This is a genomic window from Sphingomonas colocasiae, from assembly GCF_019880585.1.
Classification (GTDB): Bacteria; Pseudomonadota; Alphaproteobacteria; order Sphingomonadales; family Sphingomonadaceae; genus Sphingobium_A; species Sphingobium_A colocasiae.
In genome coordinates, this window is sequence record NZ_JAINVV010000004.1 from 1065258 (window position 1) to 1085826 (window position 20569).

The window sequence follows — 20569 nt, forward strand, 5'->3', positions numbered from 1 at the left end:
CCCGCATCAGCCAAGCCAGCCAGTATCGATCTCGCCCGAGAAGACATGCGTGGCGGCGCCGGTCATGATGATCGATTCACCGGGCTGCCAGGCGATCTCCAGCGCGCCGCCGGGCAGGCTGACGGTGACCGGGCCGGTGGCCAGCCCCAGCCTGATGGCAGCGACGGCGGTCGCGCAGGCGCCGGTGCCGCACGCGCGGGTCAGGCCTACGCCGCGCTCCCACACGCGCAGGTCGATGGCGGACGGGCCGGTGATCGTCGCGACGTTGACGTTGATCCGTTCGGGAAAGAGCGCGTCGGTTTCGATGCGCGGGCCGAGCATGTCGAGCGGCACGGCATGGGTGTCCGCCACGAAGAAGACGACATGCGGATTGCCGACATTGACCGCGCTGGGCCGTTCCAGCCCATCCCAGCCGACCGGCATGTCGCGCGTGTCCATGGCATAGGCGAGCGGGATGGTCTGCCAGTCGAAACGCGGCTGGCCCATGTCGATGGAGACGCCGCCGGCGGCCGCGCGACCATGAAGGATGCCACCCAGCGTTTCGATCCGGACATCGCTGCCGAGCAGCCGGGCGACGCAGCGCGTGGCGTTGCCGCACGCCTCGACCTCGCCGCCATCGGCATTGAAGATCCGCATCCGCGCATCGGCCTCGGTCGATGCCTCGATGATGATGAGCTGGTCGAAGCCCACACCGGTATTTCGATCGGCGATCGCACGGATGTGCGCCTCGCTCAGCGAGACCGGTTGCACGCGCGCGTCGATCACGACGAAGTCGTTGCCGAGGCCGTGCATCTTGTGAAAGGCGATGCCCATGGCCCGCATCTAGAGACTGGCCGGTGAAGTCGCAATGGCCGCGCGCGGCGGCGAAGGCGGCTTCGATGCCGGTGCGTGGCGATCAGGCGGTCTTGCGTACCGTCTCGGTCGGATCGGTTTCGTCGTTGCGCGCGCGCAGCGCCGGCAGCAGATGCTTGTCGGCCAGCAGGCGGCGGACCTGGGTGACCGGGATCGGCTTGCCGAAATACCAGCCCTGGCCCTTGTGGACGCCCAGCACGCGCAACCGCTGCATGATCTCTTCGTCCTCGATGCCTTCCGCGGTGACGGGCAGGCCCAGGCTGTCGCCCAGTCGCGTGATCGCGTTGACGATCGCGGCGCTTTCGGCATTCTCGTTGATCGATGAGACGAAGCTGCGGTCGATCTTGATCCGGTCGAACGGCAGCGCGCGCAGATGGGCGAGCGAGCTGTAGCCGGTGCCGAAATCGTCGAGCGCCAGCCGGATGCCCTGGTTCTTCAGGCTGCCGACGATCGACTGGGCGAGCGAGAGGTTCTCGAACAGCGAGCTTTCGGTGATCTCGACTTCGAGCCGGTTGGCGGGGAAGCCGGTTTCCACCAGCAGCTTGACCAGCTTCTGCGCCAGCCAGGGATCCTTGAGTTGCGCGGGGGAGATGTTGACCGACAGGCTCAGCGACGGATCCCAGTCGCGGCCGTGCTCCATCGCCTGGCGGATCACCGACATCGACATTTCGGCGATCAGGCCGGTTTCCTCGGCGACGGGCACGAACTGGTCGGGAGAGATCAGACCTTGCGCCGGGCTTTCCCAGCGCGCCAGCACCTCAAAACCGTGGAGGCGGCCGGTGGCGAGATCGACCTGCTGTTCGTAATAGGGGACGAACTCACCCTTCGGGATGCCAGTGCGCAGCCCGGCCTCGACGGCATTGCGCGTTTGCAGGTCGCGCTCCATCGAGGCGTCGAACCAGCAATAGCGGTTCCGGCCCGAATTCTTCGCGGCGTACATGGCGATGTCGGCGCGGCGCATCAGCGATTCGACGCTGTCGCACTCGATCTCCGAGCGCGCGATGCCCACCGAGACGCTGATATGGACGTGCGCGCCATCGGCATCGAAGGGCTGCGCCAGGCGTGAGACGATCTGTTCGGCGATGCGATCGACGGTTTCGCTGTTCTGGGGATCGAACAGGAATGCGCAGGCGAATTCGTCGCCGCCCAGCCGAGCCGTAAGCGACACCGGGGGCATGGCGCGCTGGATTTCGGAGGAGACGGTGCGCAGCAGCGCGTCGCCGGTGGCATGGCCGTGGACGTCGTTGACGTTCTTGAAATTGTCGAGATCGAGCATCAGCATCGCGACGCATTTCTGGCGGCGATCGGCGCGCGCCAGCATCGCGGCGCCTTCCTCTGCAAGCGATCGGCGATTGAGGAATCCGGTCAGCGGATCGGTGGAGGCGAGCTGGCGCGCGCGTTCCTCGGCGGCGGTGCGCTCGCGCACTTCGCGGGCAAGATCGCTGTAGCGGCGCCAGCCGAACAGGATCAGCGCGACGTTGAGCAGCAGCATGATCGCAACAGTGCGATTGGGGCCGCCGCCGACGCCGGTGATCGCGTCGATCGTGCCGCTCACCACATTTCCGCCGGTGCCGACGAACAGCAGGATGGCGGCGACGGTGATGCCGCCGGTCAGCAAGTCGCGGCGCGCGCTGTTCACGGCCGAACTGCGCCGATGAAGTTCGCTGCTTTCCCCGCCCATGATCTGCCCCATATTCCCCTGATCAGCCGCCGTTCTTGCGTGAAATGCGTATAAATAGCGTTAAGCGCATATCCGGAAGGCGGGGCGGGCACATCGGCTTGCGCGCGGTCGCGCTTCCCGCTATGGGCGGCGCCAGATCGTTCCGAATGGTGCGAGGAAATGGCTTACGCTGGCCGACGAGGTTTCGTCCGCCGGCGTTTCTTGCGTTTCCTGGGTCGTCGGAACGGAAGTGGAGCGTGACGATGTTCGAATCTCTGAGCGAAAGGCTGGGCGGCGTATTCGATCGCCTGCGCGGGCGCGGTGCGCTTGGCGAGGCTGACGTGCGCGCGGCGATGCGCGAAGTCCGCATTGCGCTGCTCGAGGCCGATGTCGCGCTGCCGGTGGTTCGCGATTTTGTCGAGAAGGTCACGGAACGCGCCGTCGGCCATCAGGTGATCAAGTCGGTCACCCCCGGCCAGCAGGTCGTCAAGATCGTCAACGACGCGCTTGTCGAGATGCTGGGCGGCGAGGAAGGCGGCGCCGCCGCCGAACTCGAGCTGGGCGTCACCCCGCCCGCGATCATCATGATGGTCGGTCTTCAGGGTTCGGGCAAGACCACCACGACCGCCAAACTCGCCAAGCGCCTGTCCGAAAAGGAGCGCAAGAAGGTGCTGATGGCGTCGCTCGACGTCAATCGCCCCGCTGCGCAGGAACAGCTCGCCACCTTGGGCGGGCAGGTCAGCGTCGCCACGCTTCCCATCGTCGCCGGGCAGCAGCCCGTCGATATCGCGCGCCGCGCGCTCAACGCCGCGAAGCTTCAGGGCTTCGACGTGCTGATGCTCGACACCGCCGGCCGCCTCCATGTCGACCAGGCGCTGATGGAGGAGATGAAGGCGGTCGCCGATGTCTCCCAGCCGCAGGAAATCCTGCTGGTGGTCGACTCGCTGACCGGTCAGGACGCGGTCAACGTCGCCAAGAGCTTTTCGGAGCAGGTGCCGCTCACCGGCGTGGTGCTCACCCGCATGGATGGCGATGCGCGCGGCGGTGCCGCGCTGTCGATGCGCGCGGTCACCGGCAAGCCGATCAAGTTCGCGGGCGTCGGCGAGAAGCTCGACGCGATCGAACCGTTCCATCCCAGTCGCGTCGCCGGGCGCATCCTCGGCATGGGCGACGTCGTCAGTCTGGTCGAACGCGCGACCGAGACGATCCAGGCCGACGAGGCCGAGAAGCTCGCGCAGAAGATGGCCAAGGGCCAGTTCGACATGAACGACCTGCGCGCCCAGCTTCAGCAGATGAAGCGCATGGGCGGCCTGGGGGCGCTCGCATCGATGATGCCCGGTGTGAAGAAGGTCCAGAACGCCATGGCGAACGGCCAGGTCGACGACCGCATCCTTGTCCGCATGGACGCGATCATCGGATCGATGACGCCCAAGGAGCGCACCAAGCCCGAACTGCTCAACGCCAAGCGCAAGATCCGTGTCGCCAATGGCAGCGGCACCACCGTCCAGGACGTCAACCGGCTGCTCAAGATGCATCAGGAAATGGCGACCGCGATGAAGAAGATCCGCAAGATGGGCGGGTTGAAGGGGCTTGGCGCGCTGTTCGGTCGCGGCGGTCTCGAAGGCGTGATGGGCAGCGGCGCGCTGCCGCCCATGGGTGGCCTGCCGGGCCTTGGCGGTCCGCCGGGTCTGCCCCCCGGATTTGGAAAGTTTCGCAAGAAGTAATCGGTTCAATCAATTCAAAATATTGAAAAGAAGGAAGAAGAAAAATGGCAGTTTCCATTCGCCTGTCGCGTGGCGGTTCCAAGAAGCGTCCTTATTACCGCATCGTCGTCGCCGACGCGCGTTCGCCGCGTGACGGCAACTTCATCGAGAAGATCGGCACCTACAACCCGCTGCTCGCCAAGGATTCGCCCGAGCGCGTGAAGCTCGACGCCGATCGCGCGAAGCACTGGCTCTCGGTCGGCGCGCAGCCCACCGATCGCGTCGCCCGCTTCCTCGACGCCGCGGGCGTCAAGGAGCGCGCCGCGCGCAACAATCCCAAGAAGGCCGAACCGGGCGAAAAGGCCAAGGAGCGCGCCGAGGAGAAGGCCGAGAAGCTGAAGGCGGCAGAGGAAGCGGCGGCGGAAGCCGCCGCGGCGCCCGCGCCGGTTGAAGAGCCTGCGGCCGAGGAAGTTGCCGCCGAGCAGGCCGAAACCGTCGAAGTCGCGGCGGAAGCCATCGAGGCCGCGACCGAAGAGCCGACGCCCGAAGCTGAAGCCGTTGCCGAAGCGGTTGCCGAGGAAGCCCCGGCCGCCGAACCGGCCGCCGAGGAAAAGGCCGAGGGTTGATCCCTTGACCGATCGCACCGTCACGCTGGCCGTCATCATCGGCGCGCATGGCGTGACGGGCGAGGTGCGCCTGAAGCTGTTCACCGATGGTGTGGAGGGGCTGAAGGCGCACAAGAGCTTCAACGATGGAGCTCTGACCCTGAAAAGCGTGCGCGATGGGCCCAAGGGCGCCATCGCCCGCTTCGCCGAGATCCCGGACAGGACCGCCGCGGAAAAGCGCCGTGGTACCGAACTTGCGGTTCCGCGCGATGCGCTGCCGCCACTGGGTGAAGGCGAATATTATCATGCCGATCTGATCGATCGGCCTGCCGTCTCGACCGATGGCGAGGTGCTGGGCGTGGTTGTCGCCGTCGAGAATTTCGGTGCGGGCGACATTCTCGAGATCGAGCGCCCGACCGGCAAGCGTTTCATGGTGCCGATGAATGCCCAGGCCGTGCCCGAATGGGGCGAGCGGGTGGTGATCGACGCGGAATTCGCTGCCGTCGACTGACGTGCAGGTGCCGGGACGAAGAATCTCCGGCTAATTTCCTATTCCCCGAAAAAAAGCGTCAGGAATCTGCTCCGGGCGTCGTCATGCCATAGAGGAATGCTGCATGGGGTAGCGACGTCAGGCATCATGCGTCTTGCAACGATCAGTCACGCATATCCGGTGGATACGCGCTCGCCATGACCACGGTTCGGCCACCCCTGGAGGCAGAGGATGCGCGGATGGTCGCGGATCTGTCGGCACGTTATGCCGACGCGATCCGGCGCTATTTTGCCCGGCGGCTGGCGGGGGCGGGCGATGTCGAGGATCTGACGCAAGAGGTGTTCCTGCGGCTGCTGCGGCGTGCGCAACTGGGCGATATCGAGAATGTCGAGGGTTATATCTTCCAGATCGCGGCCAATCTGCTGCGCGAGCGGGGACGGCACAGGATCCGGCGCAGGCTGGACGAAGAGCAGGCGTTCGACGACGATTATGCCGATGCCCATGACGAACTCTCGCCGGAACGGATCCTGCTCGGCAAGGAGGCCTATCGTCTGATGGTGCAGGCATTGCAGGAATTGCCCGAACGCGCGCGGACGGTGTTCGTCCTCAACCGTTTCGAGGACATGACGGGCGTGCAGATCGCGCATCGCCTGGGTGTCGCGGTCAGCACCGTCGAGAAGGACATGATGCGCGCGATCGCCTATCTGCGGAAGCGCCTGCAATGATCGGGCCGGGCCGGGTCGGTGCGGACGGCGGCATGCCGGGTGCGGAGGATTCCGCGCTTTACTGGCTTGCGCGCCAGCGGCTGAAGCTGATGACGAAAAGGGACGAGGCGGCGTTCGAGGCATGGCTGAGCGATCCGGCCAATGCGCAGGCCTATCGCGATGCCGCTGCCGGGGTGGAGCGTTTCGGCGCGATCGCGTCGGATGAAGATGTGCGCGAGATGAGAGAGGCGGCGCTGGCGATGGGGCCTGCGCCGAGGCGGATCTCCGTTCCGTTCGGCCTTGTCGCCGCCACGGCGGCGATCGCGATGGGGGCCGGCGTCTGGTTCGCCGTCGCCCGGCCCGGTTCCGACATGCCGGCGCCGGCGTCGATCGCCGCCGGTGGGGCGCCGCCGCCCATTGCCGCGACCGCGCGGCGCTACGCCACGAAGATCGGTGAGCGATCGCGCTTCACGCTCGATGATGGTTCGGTCGTTTCGCTGAATACCAACAGCGTGCTGGACGTGACCTTCACGCCCGGCCGGCGCGATGTTCGGCTGATCCAGGGCGAAGGGCTGTTTCATGTCGCGAAGAACAAGGATCGCCCCTTTGTCGTCACTGCCGGCGGCTTGCGGACGACGGCGATCGGAACCGCTTTCGACGTGCGACTGGATCGTGGGCGCGTGCGCATCGTGCTGACTTCGGGGCGCGTGGTCGTCGATTCGGTTCGGAGCGGTCCGGCGGGCCGCTTGCCGGCGATCGATCCGATCAGCCTGCAGCCCGGCGAGCAGCTTGCCGCCGACGAAAATCACGCGGTGGTGGTGAGCGCGGCCGATGTCGAACAGGCGACGAGCTGGCGACAGGGGCAGCTCATCTTCCGTGACGAGCCGCTCGCCTCGGCGATCGGCGAGATGAACCGCTACACGCGCGACCAGATCGTCATCGAGGATCCGAAGATCGCCAGGCTGCGCGTCAGTGGCGTCTTCAGCACCGCGCATCCGGAAAATTTCCTTGCCGCGATGACCGCATTCTATCCGCTCGAGGTTCGTCGCCCCACACAGGGCGCCGTGATTCTCGACTGGAGTGGCGCTCCATCCGATCCTTGAGAAAATTTTCTCCGATATCGGGAGGGATTTTCCAAATCTGTCATCTTTCTCTTCCGAGGCCGCGAGACGGCGGTGATCGCGCCACAGGCGCTTGGGAGGGTGTATGCGTACAGGCGGATTTGGTGGAGCGGGCCCATGGGCGTTGGCGGGGAGCGCGCTGCTCATGGCGGCGTCGCCGGCGGCGGCTCAGGCGAAACGGAACTTCGACATTCCGCGTCAGGATCTCTCCAGTGCGCTGGAGGCGTTCGGCAAACAGAGCGGTGCGGAGATCGTCTTCGATGCCAGCGACGTGCGCAATCGGCTGTCCGGACCGGTGCGGGGGCAGGCGGAACCCGTCCATGCGCTGGAGAGGATCCTGCAAGGAACCGGCCTGACCTTCCAGCGGGTCAATGCCAGCACCTTTCTGGTGAAGCGTGGCGGTGGCACGCGGACCGGCCCGGCCTATGCGGCGGCCGAGACGCCGGCTGCGGCCGAGGCCGATCCGGAGGATGCGCCGGATATCGTGGTCACCGGGCAGAAGCGCCTCGAGCGGGCGCAGGATGTCCCCATTTCGATCAGCGTGGTCGGCACCCGGCAGCTCGAGCGCCTGCATGCGAGCAATCTTCAGGACTATGCCGCCTATGTGCCGGGTCTGATCGTCGACACCGGCGGGTCCGCGGGCCAGGCGTCGATCACGATGCGCGGGCTCAATGCCCGCGGCGACACGACGATGGTCGCGACCTATATCGACGAGGCGCCTTTGGGATCGAGCAACGGCTATTCCGCGGAGGCCAACACCTCGTTCGACATGATGCCCTATGACCTGGAACGGATCGAGGTGCTGCGGGGTCCGCAGGGTACGCTCTACGGCGCGAACAGCATGGGCGGTCTGCTCAAATATGTGACGCGCGCGCCCGACCTGAACGATTTCGAGGCGCGCGCCGGTGGTGAGAGCTTCACGACAAGGGGCGCTTCCGATCTCGGCTATGCCGGCCGGGTCAGCCTCAACCTGCCGATCGTCACCGGCGAACTTGCCGTGCGGGCCAGCCTGTTCCGTCAGGATACGCCCGGCTTCATCGACAATGCGGCCACCGGCCGCAAGGATCAGAACACGCTGCTGCAACAGGGTGGGCGGGTCGCGCTGCTCTGGAAGCCGAGCGACCAGCTTTCGATCAAGCTGACCGCGATCACCCAGCGGATCACCTCCGACGACAATGCGATCGTGGCGCGCGACACCGATGGCTCGGTCGCGTTGGGGCCGCTTGGCGGCGATCTGACCAACACCAACCTTTTGCGCGAACCCTTCAGGAAAAACGTGCATTTCCTGGCGTCGACACTGATCTGGAAGTTGGGCTGGGCCGAATTCACCTCGGCCACCAGCTATTCGCGATCGAACCTGCTGGGCGTGCAGGACATGTCCGCGATCTTCGGCGCGGCACTTCCGGAGCCGGGGCTTTCGGGGCTCGAATCGCGAGCGCGCCTCAGCCGTTTCACCCAGGAGCTGCGGCTGGCCTCGCCGCCGGGGCCGCTGCAATGGATGCTCGGCCTCTATTTCAACGACGAACGTACAAAGGCAAGTCAGCTCCTCACCGCCAAGGATATGGCCACCGGCGCCGGCGTGCCGGAATTCGATCCCATCCTGTCGGCGGATCTCGACAGCGGGTATCGCGAGATCGCGGGCTTCGCCAACGCGACCGTCAAAGTGTCGGACGCGTTCGACATCACCGGTGGGCTGCGCTGGGCGCGCAACACGCAACGCCTGCGCCAGACCGGCCACCGCAATCTGATCGAGCCCGGCGCCGAAGGCACATTTCGGGGCCGATCGCGTGATGATGTCGTAACCTATGCGATCAGCCCGCAATATCGCTTGAGCCGGAACGCGATGGTCTACGCGCGCGTGGCCAGCGGATATCGCCCCGGTGGGCCGAACCCGATCCTCCCCGGCGTACCGCGACAGGTGGATGCGGACACCATCGTCAATTACGAAGCCGGCTTCAAAGGCGATCTGTTCGACCGTCTTCTCCATGTCGAGGTCTCGGCCTATCGCATCGACTGGAAGAATATCCAGGTCGAGGCGAAGACCGAACAGAATCTCAGCTATGGCGCCAATGGCGGCAGGGCGCGCAGCCAGGGTGTGGAATTCGCGGCGGTGCTGCAGCCTGCCAAGGGCCTGACGCTCGGTTTCAATACGGCCTATACCGATGCCTTTCTGACCGAGGCGGTGCCGGACGAAGGCTGGGCGAATGGCGCGCGCCTGCCGGCGGCGCCGAGTTGGACACGCTCGCTCACCGCAAGTTACGGCTTCGCGATCGGTGGAGAATGGCGCGGCGAGCTTGGCGCGGGCTATCGCTATATCGGCAAGCGGCGCAACAGCGTTGAGGGAACCGAGCAGGGCCTGATCCTGTCCGCCTATGATGCGATCGACCTGCAAGCCGGCATTTCCAGCGGACGCTGGAATTTCGGCCTTTACGTCCGGAACCTCACGGATCGCAGGGCCTATACCAACGGCGCCCTGATCGCGACCTTCCGGGACTATGTCTCGTCCGTCGTGCTCCAGCCGCGGACCATCGGGCTGAGCCTCGATGCGACCTTCTGAAGCCGGGAGGAAGGCTGTGGCGGTTTCCGCAAAAACGATCGTCCTTGGCTTGCTGGCGGGCCTTTCGATGGGCGCCAGCGCATTGCTGGTCGCCGCCCGGCCGGCGCCGGTGCCGGTATCGGCGCCGATCGTTCGTCCGCCGGCCGAGGCGGGTGAGGTCGCGATGCTCGAACCCTTTGTCGACGGCCTGATGAAGGCCGAGATGGACAATGGGAAGATTCCCGGCGGCGTCATTTCGATCGTGAAGGACGGCAAGCTGCTGTTCGCCAAAGGCTATGGCCTTGCCGATGTCGAGCATGGCACGCCGGTCGATCCCGAAAAGCATCTGTTCCGCATCGCATCGACCACGAAACTCTTCACCTGGACGGCGGTGATGCAGCTTGTCGAGCAGGGCAGGCTCGATCTCGATACGGACATCAACACCTATCTCCGGACCTTCAAGATCCCGGCGACCTACAAGCAGCCGATCACGTTGCGTCACCTGATGACGCATACCGCCGGCTTCGAGGAGGGAAGCGTCGGATACGGCATCACCACCGATCTGAACGGCGCGCCGTCGATCGCGCAGAAACTGGCGGCGCATGTTCCGGCTCGCGTGCGGCCGCCCGGACAGATGCCCTCCTATTCGAACTACGGCGCCGCACTGGCGGGCCTGATCGTCGAACAGGTCAGCGGCATGCCCTATGACGACTATGTCGAGCAGCGCATCTTCGCGCCGCTGGGCATGCGATATGCCACGGTGCGCGAACCGGTGCCGGCCGCGCTCGCGCCGTTCAAGGTGGTGGGCTATGCCCGCGAGGGTGGCGCTTTTGTGCGCAAGCCCGCCACCTATGAGGGCGGCTTCCGCCCGGCGGGGTCGGGATCGGTCTCTGCCCTCGACATGACGCATTTCATGATCGCGGCGCTGCAGGGCGGCAGCTATGACGGCAAATCGATTCTGACGCCCGCCGGCATGCTGCGGATGCAAAGCCCGGCCTTCACGCTCGATCCCCGGCTTCCCGCATTAGGACTGGGCTATTATGGCCAGAATGTCGGCGGAGAGCGCGCCTGGGCGCATGGGGGCTCCGATCCGCTGTTCAACACCGAACTCTATCTCTTCCCGGCCCGGCGGCTCGGCGTCTTCATCTCGTTCAGCGGTGGGCAGGGCGATGTCGCCGCCGAGAATCTGACCAAGGCGTTGATCGCCCGGCTGTATCCGCGGCAACGACCGGCACCGAAGGTCGTGGCCATCGGCTCGCTCGAAAAATATGCGGGACGCTACGAGTTCACGCGCCGCAGCCACACCAAGATCGACAAATTCTACAATCTGATATCGCAACTGCCCGTTTCGGCTTCCGGCGACCGGCTCAGCATGGGATCGGGCGAAGAGGAGGTGCAGTTCGCGCCGATCGGACGCGATCTGTTCCAGGAAGTCGGCGGAACGCGCCAGATCGCCTTTCGCACCAACGCGGCCGGCGAAGTCACGCACATGTTCCTCGATTTCCTCTCGTTCGCGCCGCTCGAACGTGTGCCGTTCTTCGATGGTTCGGGCCTCTGGTATCCGTCGCTCGGCCTGATCCTGGCGCTGTTCCTCTCCGCGATCCTCGGTCTTTTCTATCGGGCGCGCCTGATCGCCGCGATGCCGTGGCCGCAACGCAGGCTGATCTGGCTGTCGGCGGCGGTGGCGATTCTGGGAACGTTCAGCATCATGGTTCTTGGTTTCCTGTTGATTTCGACCGATCTGGTCGGCCGGCTCAGCCATATCCCGGGGTCGTGGAAGATCGCGCTGGTGATGCCGATCCTCTTCATCGGCCTCACCGCGGTGTTTCTGGCGATGCTGCCCAAGGCTTGGGCAGGTAAATACTGGAGCCTGCGCAATCGCCTTTATCACACGGCAATGGGCGCGGCCGCGATCATGCTGACCCTGTTCTTCCTGAAATGGAATCTGGTCGGCTGGAATTTCGGATGACGTGCATAAACGAACTGGATCGTGCAATGAATTTCCATCGTTCCGTTTCACCCATGCTGGCGATCGCCGGACTGTTGCTGGCCATCCCGTCCGTGGCGGCTGCGGCCGATCCCGCACCGGATATCGACCGGCTGTTCGCAAACTGGAAATCGGGCACCCCCGGCTGCGCCGTCGGCATCGGCCGCAAGGGGCAGCCCGACATGGTCCGCGCCTATGGCGATGCCGATCTGGAACATGGGATAGGTATCGACGCGAATACGGTGATCGAGGCGGGATCGTCGTCCAAGCAGTTCACGGCGGCTGCGGTGCTGCGGCTCGCCGAACGCGGGCAGGTGGCGCTGACCGACGATGTCCGTAAATATCTGCCGGAGCTGCCGGACTATGGCCATGCCATCACGATCGATCACATGCTCAATCACACCAGCGGCCTGCGTGACTGGGGCGGAGTGCAGATCATTGCGGGATGGCCGCGCACGACGCGCATCTACACGATGGACGATGTCCTGCGCATCACGGTGCGCCAGAAGTCGCTCAATTTCGTGCCCGGCACGCGCTATTCCTACACCAACACCGGCTATAATCTGCTGGCGCTGATCGTCGAGCGGGTGAGCGGCAAATCGTTGGCCGATTATAGCCGGGCCGAATTCTTCGAACCGCTGGGCATGACTCATACGGGGTGGCGCGACGAGTTCCGCCGGATCGTGAAGAACCGTGCGATCGCGTATGTGCCGTCGACAGAAGGCTATATCCAGCGGATGCCGTTCGAGAATGCTTATGGAAATGGCGGGCTGCTGACGACGGCTGGAGACCTGCTGCGGTGGAACGCGGCGCTATCGGAAGGCCGGCTTGGCGCCTTCGTCACCAAGGGGCTGGAAACGCGCGCCATGCTGCGCTCCGGGCAAGAGGTCAATTATGCCAGGGGGCTGATCGTCGGCGAGTATCGCGGCTATCGCGAAGTTGCGCATCCAGGCGCGACCGCGGGCTATACCGCATGGCTGGGGCGCTATCCCCAGGCCGGGCTTTCGATCGCCCTGCTGTGCAACGCGGCCGATATCGATGCGACCGGCCTGGCGCATGGGATCGCAAATCTGTTCCTGCCGCCGATTCCGTCGTCCGTCGCGTCGAGCGCGAGACCATCGGTGCGCCAGGTCGCGCCCGAAGGCCTGTTCGTGGAGGAGGCGACAGGCATGCCGCTGATGCTGAAAAGCGAGGCCGGGAAACTGATGCTGGCCGGGCAGGGCGAATTGAAGCCGGTTTCGGAGACGGAGTATCGGGCCGAGGGAACGGTGCTGCGCTTCGATGGGCGCGGGGGCTTCACGCTGCGGGACGAATTCGGCGCGATTTCGCACTACCGAAGCGTCGCTGGATCCGCGCCGAGCGGAACGGAACTGGCACGCTTCGCCGGCGACTATACGAGCGACGAGGCGGAGGCCGCATATTCGGTCACGCTGCGCGAGGGGCAGTTGACGATGGCGTTGCGCGGGCGACCAGACGAGGCGTTCCCGCTCACGCCCGCCTATCGCGATGCGTTCACGATCGCGGACACACTTGTCCGCTTTCGTCGCGACGGCCAAGGCGCGATTTCAGGACTTTCCGTCGGCAATGAACGCGTCTGGGATCTGCGGTTCGCCAGGAACCCGGCGCACCGCTGAGCCGACATCGCGCGTTTCGCGCGAGGATCGAAACGCTTTCCCCTCAACGGATCACGTTCTAGAGCCTTCGCGTAATCGGAAGCGGAGGGCAGCATGGCATCGAGATTGGGCATATTGGCGGCGGCACTGTTGTCGACGGCGGCACCCGCATTCGCGCAAGCCGCGCCGGCGGACGACGTTGCCGCCGTCGCACCTGAGGTCGATGCGATCTTCGCGAAATTCCAGGCCGATGCGCATGTGCCGGGCATGGTCTATGGGATCGTCCGTGATGGTCGGCTGATCCATGTCAAAGGCATCGGTGTTCAGGAGTTGACCGCGAAACGCGGCGTCACCGCCGACAGCCTGTTCCGCATCGCATCGATGACCAAGGCGTTCACCGCGCTTTCGATCCTGTCTCTGCGTGATGCCGGCAAGCTGTCGCTCGACGATCTCGCCGAGAAATATGTGCCGGAGATGCGCGGCTGGACCTATCCTACGAAGGATTCGCCGCGGATCCGGGTGCGGGACCTGTTGCATCATGTCGGGGGGCTCGTGACCGACGATCCCTGGGGCGATCGCCAGCAGGTGCTGCCGCACGATGAATTCGCCGCGATGATCAAGGCCGGAGTGCCGTTCAGCCGCACCCCGCAAATGCAGCATGAATATTCGAACTATGGCTATGCGCTGCTCGGGCGGATCATCGCCAGCGCATCGGGCATGCCCTACCGCGCCTATGTCGAGCGCACGATCCTGAAGCCGCTGGGCATGAATTCGAGCGGCTTCGAGGTGACCGACGCGCCGGTCGAACGGCGGGCGATCGGCTATCGCTGGGAGAATGAGGCCTGGTCCGAAGAGCCGACGATGAAGGATGGCGCCTTCAACGCGATGGGCGGGCTTCAGGTCAGCGCCAATGATTATGCCAAATGGGTGGCCTTCCTGCTCTCGGCCTGGCCGCCGCGCGATGATGCCGACAATGGCCCGGTCAAGCGCTCCACCGTTCGGGAGATCGCGCAGGGCCTCAACTTCGTTTCGGTCCAGCGCCGTATCGGTTCCAGCGGGGCCGATGCCTGCATGGAGGCGACGGGCTATGGCATGGGCTGGCGGGTCGCGCAGGATTGCGACCTGGGCCTCACCATGGCGCATGGCGGCGGCTATCCCGGTTATGGATCGCATGTGATGCTGATGCCCGAATATGGCGTGGGGATCTTCGCGCTGTCGAACCGTACCTATGCCGGCCCTTCCGCGCCGGCCTGGGATTCGGCGGTGACGATGTTCAAGGCCGGCTTGCTCAAGCGGCGTGAGGCGCCGGTCGCGCCCGCGCTCGCGAACCTGTTCGAGGCGTCGCGCGCGGCCTATGCGGCGGGGGATCTCGCGCCGCTCAAGGGCAGGCTGGCGATGAATTTCCTGCTCGATCGCTCGGCCGAGAACTGGAAGCTGGTCTTCGCGGACCTCAGGAAGCAGGTCGGCGCGTGCCCGGCGGCCCAGCCGCTGACGCCGACGGGGGCGATGTCCGCAACATTCCGCCTCGATTGCGAGCGCGGCAAGCTGGAAGGCACGCTGCTGCTCGCGCCGACCACGCCGCTCACCGTCCAGGCGCTGCGCTACCGGGTCGTGCCGCAATAATGGGTTTCGCCTGCCAGATCCTGACGCTGTATCCGGAGATGTTTCCCGGGCCGCTCGGCGCGTCGATCGCCGGGCGCGCGCTCGCGGAGGGCAAATGGTCGTGCGACACGATCCAGATCCGCGATTTCGCCACCGACAAGCATCGCTCGGTCGACGATACGCCGGCGGGCGGTGGGGCAGGCATGGTGCTGAAGCCCGATGTGCTCGCGGCCGCCGTCGATCACGCGATCGCGCGCCAGCCCGGCGCGCCGGTGCTGGCGATGACCCCGCGGGGCCGGCCATTGACTCAGGATCGCGTGCGCTCGCTCGCGGCCGGCCCCGGCGTCACCGTGCTGTGCGGCCGGTTCGAGGGATTTGACGAGCGCATTTTCGAGGCGCGCCCGATCGAGCCGGTCTCGATCGGCGACTATATCCTCTCGGGTGGGGAAACCGCCGCGATCGTGCTGCTCGACGCTTGCATTCGCCTGCTTCCCGGCGTAATGGGCGCCGCTTCAAGCGGAGATGACGAGAGCTTCGAAACGGGGCTGCTCGAATATCCGCATTATACCCGACCTGTCGAATGGGAGGGGCGCACGATCCCCGAAGTGCTGCGATCGGGGGATCATGCGAAGATCGCCGCCTGGCGTAAAGCGCAGGCGGAGAACGATACACGGCTAAGGCGGCCGGACCTTTGGGAGCGCCACGGTGGCGCTCGGGTCGGGTCGCCCTCTGGTGCGCAGCGAGAGAAGAAGGACAGATGAGATGAACCTCATCCAGACGCTCGAAGCCGAGCAGATCGCCAAGTTCAACGAAGCCAAGTCGATTCCCGATTTCCGCCCCGGCGACACGCTGAAGGTCGGCGTGAAGGTCGTCGAAGGCGAGCGCACCCGCGTGCAGAGCTATGAGGGCGTCTGCATCGCCCGCGCCAGCAAGGGCATGGGCTCGTCGTTCACCGTCCGCAAGATCTCGTTCGGCGAGGGCGTCGAGCGCGTCTTCCCGCTCTATTCGCCCAACATCGATTCGATCGAAGTGGTGCGCAAGGGCGCCGTTCGTCGCGCAAAACTCTATTATCTGCGTGGCCGCACCGGCAAGTCGGCGCGTATCGCGGAGCGCCGCGACCCCCGTCAGGACGCTGCAAAGGCCTGATCGGCTTTCGCGCCTTGCGAATGACAGTTATCGAACGGGCGTCGGCGCAAGCCGGCGCCCGTTTGCTTTTTCGGAGTTCCGGATGCTCAAAGCCTTGCTGTTGTCGACCATGCTGGCCGCTGCCGTGACCGTGCCTGCCGCCGCCCAGGGTGAGGGGCAGACGGGGGCGGCGGCGCAATCGCCCCGGCTGACGCTCAAGCGCATCTACGGCAATCCCGCGCTGGCCGGCCCGGCGCCGCGCGCACTGCGGCTGTCGCCCGATGGCAAATGGCTGACATCGTTGCGCAACCGCGCCGACGAGAAGGAACGCTACGACCTCTGGGCGGTCGACACCGCAACGGGCGCGGAGCGCATGCTGATCGATTCGGCGAAGCTTGGCAGCGGCGCGGCGCTGAGCGAGGCGGAGAAGATGCAGCGCGAGCGCGCGCGCATCGCCGATTTCAAGGGCATCGTCAGCTATGACTGGAGCCCGGACGCGCGCTCGATCCTCGTGCCGCTCGATGGCGATCTCTATCTCGCCGGGCTCGACGGCGGCATGCGCCGGCTGACCGACACCGCGACCAGCGAACTCGACGGCACGGTCAGCCCCCGTGGCGGCTTCGTGTCGTTCGTGCGCGATCAGAATCTTTTCGTCCATGATCTCGCGACGGGCGCCGAGCGCCAGCTCACCAAGGATGGCGGCGGCACGCTCTCCTGGGGCGTCGCCGAGTTCGTCGCGCAGGAGGAGATGGATCGCCGGCGCGGCCATTGGTGGTCGCCGGACGACAGCCATGTCGCGGTGGCGCGCGTCGATGAAAGCGCCGTCGAAGTCGTCACGCGCGCCGCGATCGGCGCCGACGGCACGAAGGTCTATGAACAGCGCTACCCCAAGGCGGGTACGTCCAACGCAAAGGTCGATCTTTATGTGATGCGCGCCGACGGGTCGGATGCGGTCAAGCTCGATCTCGACGATGATCCCGATTATTATCTCGCCCGCGTCGATTGGGCGCCCGACGGCAAGTCGCTCTATATCCAGTGGCAGAACCGCGCACAGACCAAGCTCTATCTGCTCAAGGCCGATATCGCGACGCGCAAGATCGTGCCCGTGATCGAGGAAGAGGCGAAGACTTGGCTCAACCTGCACGAGGATTTCCGCGCGCTGCGCGACGGCAGCCTGATCTGGGCGTCGGAACGCGACGGCTACAAGCATCTTTATCGCTGGGAAAAGGGCAATCTCACCCAGCTCACCAAGGGGCCATGGGTGGTCCAGAAACTGGTGGGTGTCGATCAGGCGAAGCGCCGGCTCTATTACACCGCCAATCCCGATACGCCGACCGAATGGCAGCTCTACGCGCTCGATTATGCGAAGCCCGGCGCGAAGCCGGTCAAGCTGACCGAAGCGGGCTTCGACAACGACGCGGCGATGGACCGGTCCGCCAGCCGCTTCATCGTCACGCGATCGAACCAGGGGCAGCCGCCCCAGACCTATCTTGCCGACAGCAACGGCAAGCGGCTGCAATGGATCGAGCAGAACGCGGTGGCGGGCGAGCACCCCTATGCGCCCTATATGGCCGCCCATGTGGTGCCCAGCTACGGTACGCTGAAGGCCGAGGATGGCACGACGCTCCATTATGAACTGCGCACGCCCAGGCTGGAGCCCGGCAAGCGCTATCCCGTGATCCTGCAGGTCTATGGCGGCCCCAATGGCGGGCGGCAGGTGGCCAATGTGTGGGAAGGGGGCCTGCCGCAATATTGGGTGCAGCAGGGCTGGATCGTCTTCTCGATCGACAATCGCGGCACCCCCGATCGCGGCAAGGCGTTCGAGGACCATATCTACCATCATATGGGCAATGTGGAGGTGGCCGATCAGTTGAAGGGCGTCGACTGGCTGAAGGCGCAGGGTTTTGTCGATCCGAAGCGGATTGTCGTCAATGGCTGGTCCTATGGCGGCTATATGGTGCTCAAGCTGCTTGAAAAGGCGCCGGGCGTGTTCGCGGCGGGCGTGTCGGGCGCGCCGGTCACGCGCTGGGAATTGTACGATACCCATTATACCGAACGTTATCTCGGCAATCCGGCCAAGGATGCGAAACCCTACCAGATCTCCGACGCGATCGCCGATGCCGGCAAGATCCGCGATCCGCTGCTGCTGATCCACGGCATGTCCGACGACAATGTCGTGTTCGACAATTCCACCGCGCTGATGGCGAAGCTCCAGCAGGAAGCGATCCCGTTCGAAACCATGGTCTATCCGGGGCAGGGGCATCGCGTCGCCGGGCCAGGGATCAGCGAGCATCTGTACGGGACGATCGAGAAATTCCTCGCGCGGCACGTCGCCGAATAACCTGCCGTCCGCCAGGCAGGATTCGCCGAAATCCTGATGCGGGTTACGCCATGTTAAGAGCATGGTGGCAGACGGGCTTGGCGAGTTGGAAGCATGTTTGACGCAAAACTGGTTGATGAACCCGCACGTGTCGCCGCGTTGAGGCGCTATGACGTGCTCGATACGCCGGCCGAGGCGCCGTTCGACAAGATCACGAATCTTGTCCGGACCGTGCTGGGCGTGCCGATGTCCGCCGTGTCGCTGATCGACAGCGACCGGCAATGGCTGAAATCCCATCCCGGCCTGGACGGCAACGAAACCTCCCGCGATGTCGCCTTTTGCGATTATACGATCCGCGCGCGCGAGCCGCTGGTGGTGAACGACGCATCGACCGATGCGCGGTTTCGGGACAATCCGCACGTCGTCGGCGATCCCAATATCCTGAGCTATGCCGGCGTGCCGCTGGAAACGCCCGATGGCTACAATATCGGTTCGCTCTGTGCGATCGATACCTGCCGGCGCGAGTTCGACGCCGCCCATATCGAGATATTGAAGGGGCTGGCCGCCCTGGTGGTCGACCAGCTCGAACTGCGCCGCATCGCCGAGCGCGATCATCTGAGCGGCGCGCTGACCCGCCGCGCCTTCGTGGCCGAACTCGACAAGGCGATCTCGCTCAACATCCGCCATGGCCGTCCGTCGGCCCTGGTTCTGCTCGACATCGATCATTTCAAGTCGATCAACGACAGCCATGGTCATCCCGTCGGCGATCTTGCGATCCGCGCGGTGGCGGATTGCTTCGCGCGGATGAAGCGCCCAGCTGACGCCTTCGGGCGCGTTGGCGGGGAAGAGTTCGCGCTGCTGTTGCCCGAGATCGGCGAGGATGACGCGTTGATCGCGGCCGAACGCTATCGCTCCGCCATCGCGGATATCCGCATCGATCACGATCCGCCGTTCGGGATCACCGCGAGCTTCGGTGTCGCCGCCCTGTCGGACGAGCGGGCGAACAGCGAGATCTGGCTCGCAGATGCCGACGCCGCGCTCTACGACGCGAAAAGGTCGGGCCGGAACTGCGTTCGCCGCGCCGTTCCGGCGCCGCGAACCATCGCCGCCTGAACCGACCGGCCGGGCGCATAAAGCGCTTCCACCGCGCTCGATCACGCTCTAGAGCGCAGGCCTTCCAACGAGGAGTGCGTTGAAATGGGCTACCGGGTGGTGGTTGCCGGCGCGACCGGCAATGTCGGGCGCGAAGTGCTGAACATTCTGGCGGAGCGCGAATTCCCGGCCGACGAGGTCGCGGCCGTGGCATCCGCGCGCAGCCAGGGCGACCAGATCGAGTTCGGCGAGACCGGCCGGATGCTCAAGGTCCAGAATATCGAGCACTTCGACTGGACGGGCTGGGACATGGCGATCTTCGCGATCGGTTCCGAAGCCACGAAGAAATATGCGCCCATCGCGGCGGCGGCCGGTTGCACGGTGATCGACAATTCGTCGCTTTACCGCATGGATCCCGATGTGCCGCTGATCGTGCCCGAAGTGAATCCGGAAGCGATCGACGGCTATCGGAAAAAGAATATCGTCGCGAACCCCAATTGCTCGACCGCGCAGATGGTGGTGGCGCTCAAGCCGCTGCACGATGCCGCGAAGATCAAGCGCGTCGTCGTCGCGACCTATCAGTCGGTCTCGGGCGCAGGCAAGGCGGGCATGGACGAACTGTTCGAGCAGAGCCGCAACATCTTCGTCGGCGATTCCGCCGAACCGAAGAAGTTCACCAAGCAGATCGCCTTCAACGTGATCCCGCATATCGACAGCTTCCTGGATGACGGCTTCACCAAGGAAGAATGGAAGATGGTGGTCGAAACCAAGAAGATCCTCGACCCCAAGATCAAGGTGGTGGCGACCTGCGTGCGCGTGCCGGTGTTCGTCGGGCATAGCGAGGCGATCGCGATCGAATTCGAGGACGAGATCTCGGCCAAGCAGGCCCAGTCGATCCTGCGCGAGGCGCCCGGCGTGATGCTCGTCGACAAGCGCGAGGACGGCGGCTACGTCACCCCCGTCGAATGCGTCGGCGATTACGCGACCTTCGTCAGCCGCGTCCGCGAGGATCCGACCGTCGACAACGGATTGGTGCTCTGGTGCGTTTCGGACAATCTGCGCAAGGGCGCCGCGCTCAACGCGGTGCAGATCGCGGAATTGCTGGGCCGCCGTCACCTGAAGAAGGCGGCCTGACAGAGTGGTTCCGAGGCAGGTGGAT

At 65.1% G+C, this 20569-nt stretch carries 16 protein-coding genes; 14 read left to right on the forward strand and 2 right to left on the reverse strand.

What is annotated here, in order from left to right; translation table 11 throughout:
- Positions 1-6: 6 nt before the first annotated feature.
- Positions 7-813 (reverse strand): diaminopimelate epimerase, encoded by an 807-nt coding sequence (gene dapF / locus K7G82_RS11420; RefSeq protein ID WP_222989951.1) that lies wholly within the window; start codon positions 811-813, stop codon positions 7-9.
- An 82-nt stretch (positions 814-895) separates the two neighbouring features.
- Complete coding sequence (locus K7G82_RS11425) at positions 896-2533, reverse strand: putative bifunctional diguanylate cyclase/phosphodiesterase (RefSeq protein WP_222989952.1); 1638 nt, start codon at positions 2531-2533, stop codon at positions 896-898.
- 242 nt (positions 2534-2775) lie between these two features.
- Between K7G82_RS11425 and ffh the strand changes: the two genes are divergently transcribed.
- From ffh to K7G82_RS11495, 14 genes are all read left to right on the forward strand, one after another.
- The gene (gene ffh, locus K7G82_RS11430) at positions 2776-4236 is read left to right on the forward strand and encodes a signal recognition particle protein (RefSeq protein WP_222989953.1); all 1461 of its coding nucleotides are present in this window, start codon (positions 2776-2778) and stop codon (positions 4234-4236) included.
- Between the two features lie 44 nt (positions 4237-4280).
- Positions 4281-4841 carry a 30S ribosomal protein S16 gene (gene rpsP / locus K7G82_RS11435; protein WP_222989954.1) on the forward strand — a complete coding sequence of 187 codons (561 nt, stop codon included), beginning with the start codon at positions 4281-4283 and terminating at the stop codon, positions 4839-4841.
- Positions 4842-4845: 4 nt separating this feature from the next.
- Positions 4846-5331, forward strand: a complete 486-nt coding sequence (gene rimM / locus K7G82_RS11440) for a ribosome maturation factor RimM (protein ID WP_222989955.1) — start codon at positions 4846-4848, stop codon at positions 5329-5331.
- A 176-nt stretch (positions 5332-5507) separates the two neighbouring features.
- Complete coding sequence (locus K7G82_RS11445; RefSeq protein WP_222989956.1) at positions 5508-6035, forward strand: RNA polymerase sigma factor; 528 nt, start codon at positions 5508-5510, stop codon at positions 6033-6035.
- On the forward strand, positions 6032-7117 hold the full coding sequence (locus K7G82_RS11450; RefSeq protein ID WP_222989957.1) for a FecR family protein: 1086 nt from the start codon (positions 6032-6034) through the stop codon (positions 7115-7117). The genes K7G82_RS11445 and K7G82_RS11450 overlap by 4 nt, the downstream gene beginning before the upstream one ends.
- Positions 7118-7280: 163 nt before the next feature.
- Positions 7281-9692: a TonB-dependent receptor gene (locus tag K7G82_RS11455; RefSeq protein ID WP_222989958.1), complete on the forward strand. Its 2412-nt coding sequence runs from the start codon at positions 7281-7283 to the stop codon at positions 9690-9692.
- Between the two features lie 16 nt (positions 9693-9708).
- A complete protein-coding gene (locus tag K7G82_RS11460; RefSeq protein ID WP_222989959.1) occupies positions 9709-11640 on the forward strand; it encodes a serine hydrolase domain-containing protein in 1932 nt (643 codons plus the stop codon).
- Positions 11641-11666: 26 nt separating this feature from the next.
- Complete coding sequence (locus tag K7G82_RS11465; protein WP_222989960.1) at positions 11667-13292, forward strand: serine hydrolase domain-containing protein; 1626 nt, start codon at positions 11667-11669, stop codon at positions 13290-13292.
- Between the two features lie 93 nt (positions 13293-13385).
- Positions 13386-14894 (forward strand): serine hydrolase domain-containing protein, encoded by a 1509-nt coding sequence (locus K7G82_RS11470; protein WP_222989961.1) that lies wholly within the window; start codon positions 13386-13388, stop codon positions 14892-14894.
- Positions 14894-15634, forward strand: coding sequence for a tRNA (guanosine(37)-N1)-methyltransferase TrmD (gene trmD, locus K7G82_RS11475; protein WP_222989962.1), 741 nt, complete (start codon positions 14894-14896; stop codon positions 15632-15634). The genes K7G82_RS11470 and trmD overlap by 1 nt, the downstream gene beginning before the upstream one ends.
- 1 nt (position 15635) lies before the next feature.
- Positions 15636-16019 carry a 50S ribosomal protein L19 gene (gene rplS / locus K7G82_RS11480; protein WP_222989963.1) on the forward strand — a complete coding sequence of 128 codons (384 nt, stop codon included), beginning with the start codon at positions 15636-15638 and terminating at the stop codon, positions 16017-16019.
- A gap of 109 nt (positions 16020-16128) precedes the next feature.
- Entirely contained in the window at positions 16129-18339 is a 2211-nt protein-coding gene (locus K7G82_RS11485) for a S9 family peptidase (RefSeq protein WP_246623498.1), read from the forward strand.
- Between the two features lie 93 nt (positions 18340-18432).
- The gene (locus K7G82_RS11490; protein ID WP_222989965.1) at positions 18433-19431 is read left to right on the forward strand and encodes a sensor domain-containing diguanylate cyclase; all 999 of its coding nucleotides are present in this window, start codon (positions 18433-18435) and stop codon (positions 19429-19431) included.
- An 84-nt stretch (positions 19432-19515) separates the two neighbouring features.
- On the forward strand, positions 19516-20544 hold the full coding sequence (locus tag K7G82_RS11495) for an aspartate-semialdehyde dehydrogenase (RefSeq protein ID WP_222989966.1): 1029 nt from the start codon (positions 19516-19518) through the stop codon (positions 20542-20544).
- The last annotated feature ends 25 nt before the right edge of the window (positions 20545-20569 follow it).

What these genes read in the sequence shown, in the direction of transcription:
- rplS (WP_222989963.1), top strand. Translation starts at nt 15,636, where the DNA reads ATGAACCTCATCCAGACGCTCGAAGCCGAGCAGATCGCCAAGTTCAAC.
- K7G82_RS11490 (WP_222989965.1), top strand. Translation starts at nt 18,433, where the DNA reads ATGTTTGACGCAAAACTGGTTGATGAACCCGCACGTGTCGCCGCGTTG.
- K7G82_RS11495 (WP_222989966.1), top strand. Translation starts at nt 19,516, where the DNA reads ATGGGCTACCGGGTGGTGGTTGCCGGCGCGACCGGCAATGTCGGGCGC.
- K7G82_RS11450 (WP_222989957.1), top strand. Translation starts at nt 6,032, where the DNA reads ATGATCGGGCCGGGCCGGGTCGGTGCGGACGGCGGCATGCCGGGTGCG.
- K7G82_RS11425 (WP_222989952.1), bottom strand. Translation starts at nt 2,533, where the DNA reads ATGGGCGGGGAAAGCAGCGAACTTCATCGGCGCAGTTCGGCCGTGAAC.
- K7G82_RS11485 (WP_246623498.1), top strand. Translation starts at nt 16,129, where the DNA reads ATGCTGGCCGCTGCCGTGACCGTGCCTGCCGCCGCCCAGGGTGAGGGG.
- K7G82_RS11445 (WP_222989956.1), top strand. Translation starts at nt 5,508, where the DNA reads ATGACCACGGTTCGGCCACCCCTGGAGGCAGAGGATGCGCGGATGGTC.
- dapF (WP_222989951.1), bottom strand. Translation starts at nt 813, where the DNA reads ATGGGCATCGCCTTTCACAAGATGCACGGCCTCGGCAACGACTTCGTC.
- ffh (WP_222989953.1), top strand. Translation starts at nt 2,776, where the DNA reads ATGTTCGAATCTCTGAGCGAAAGGCTGGGCGGCGTATTCGATCGCCTG.
- K7G82_RS11455 (WP_222989958.1), top strand. Translation starts at nt 7,281, where the DNA reads ATGGCGGCGTCGCCGGCGGCGGCTCAGGCGAAACGGAACTTCGACATT.
- K7G82_RS11470 (WP_222989961.1), top strand. Translation starts at nt 13,386, where the DNA reads ATGGCATCGAGATTGGGCATATTGGCGGCGGCACTGTTGTCGACGGCG.
- trmD (WP_222989962.1), top strand. Translation starts at nt 14,894, where the DNA reads ATGGGTTTCGCCTGCCAGATCCTGACGCTGTATCCGGAGATGTTTCCC.
- K7G82_RS11465 (WP_222989960.1), top strand. Translation starts at nt 11,667, where the DNA reads ATGAATTTCCATCGTTCCGTTTCACCCATGCTGGCGATCGCCGGACTG.
- rpsP (WP_222989954.1), top strand. Translation starts at nt 4,281, where the DNA reads ATGGCAGTTTCCATTCGCCTGTCGCGTGGCGGTTCCAAGAAGCGTCCT.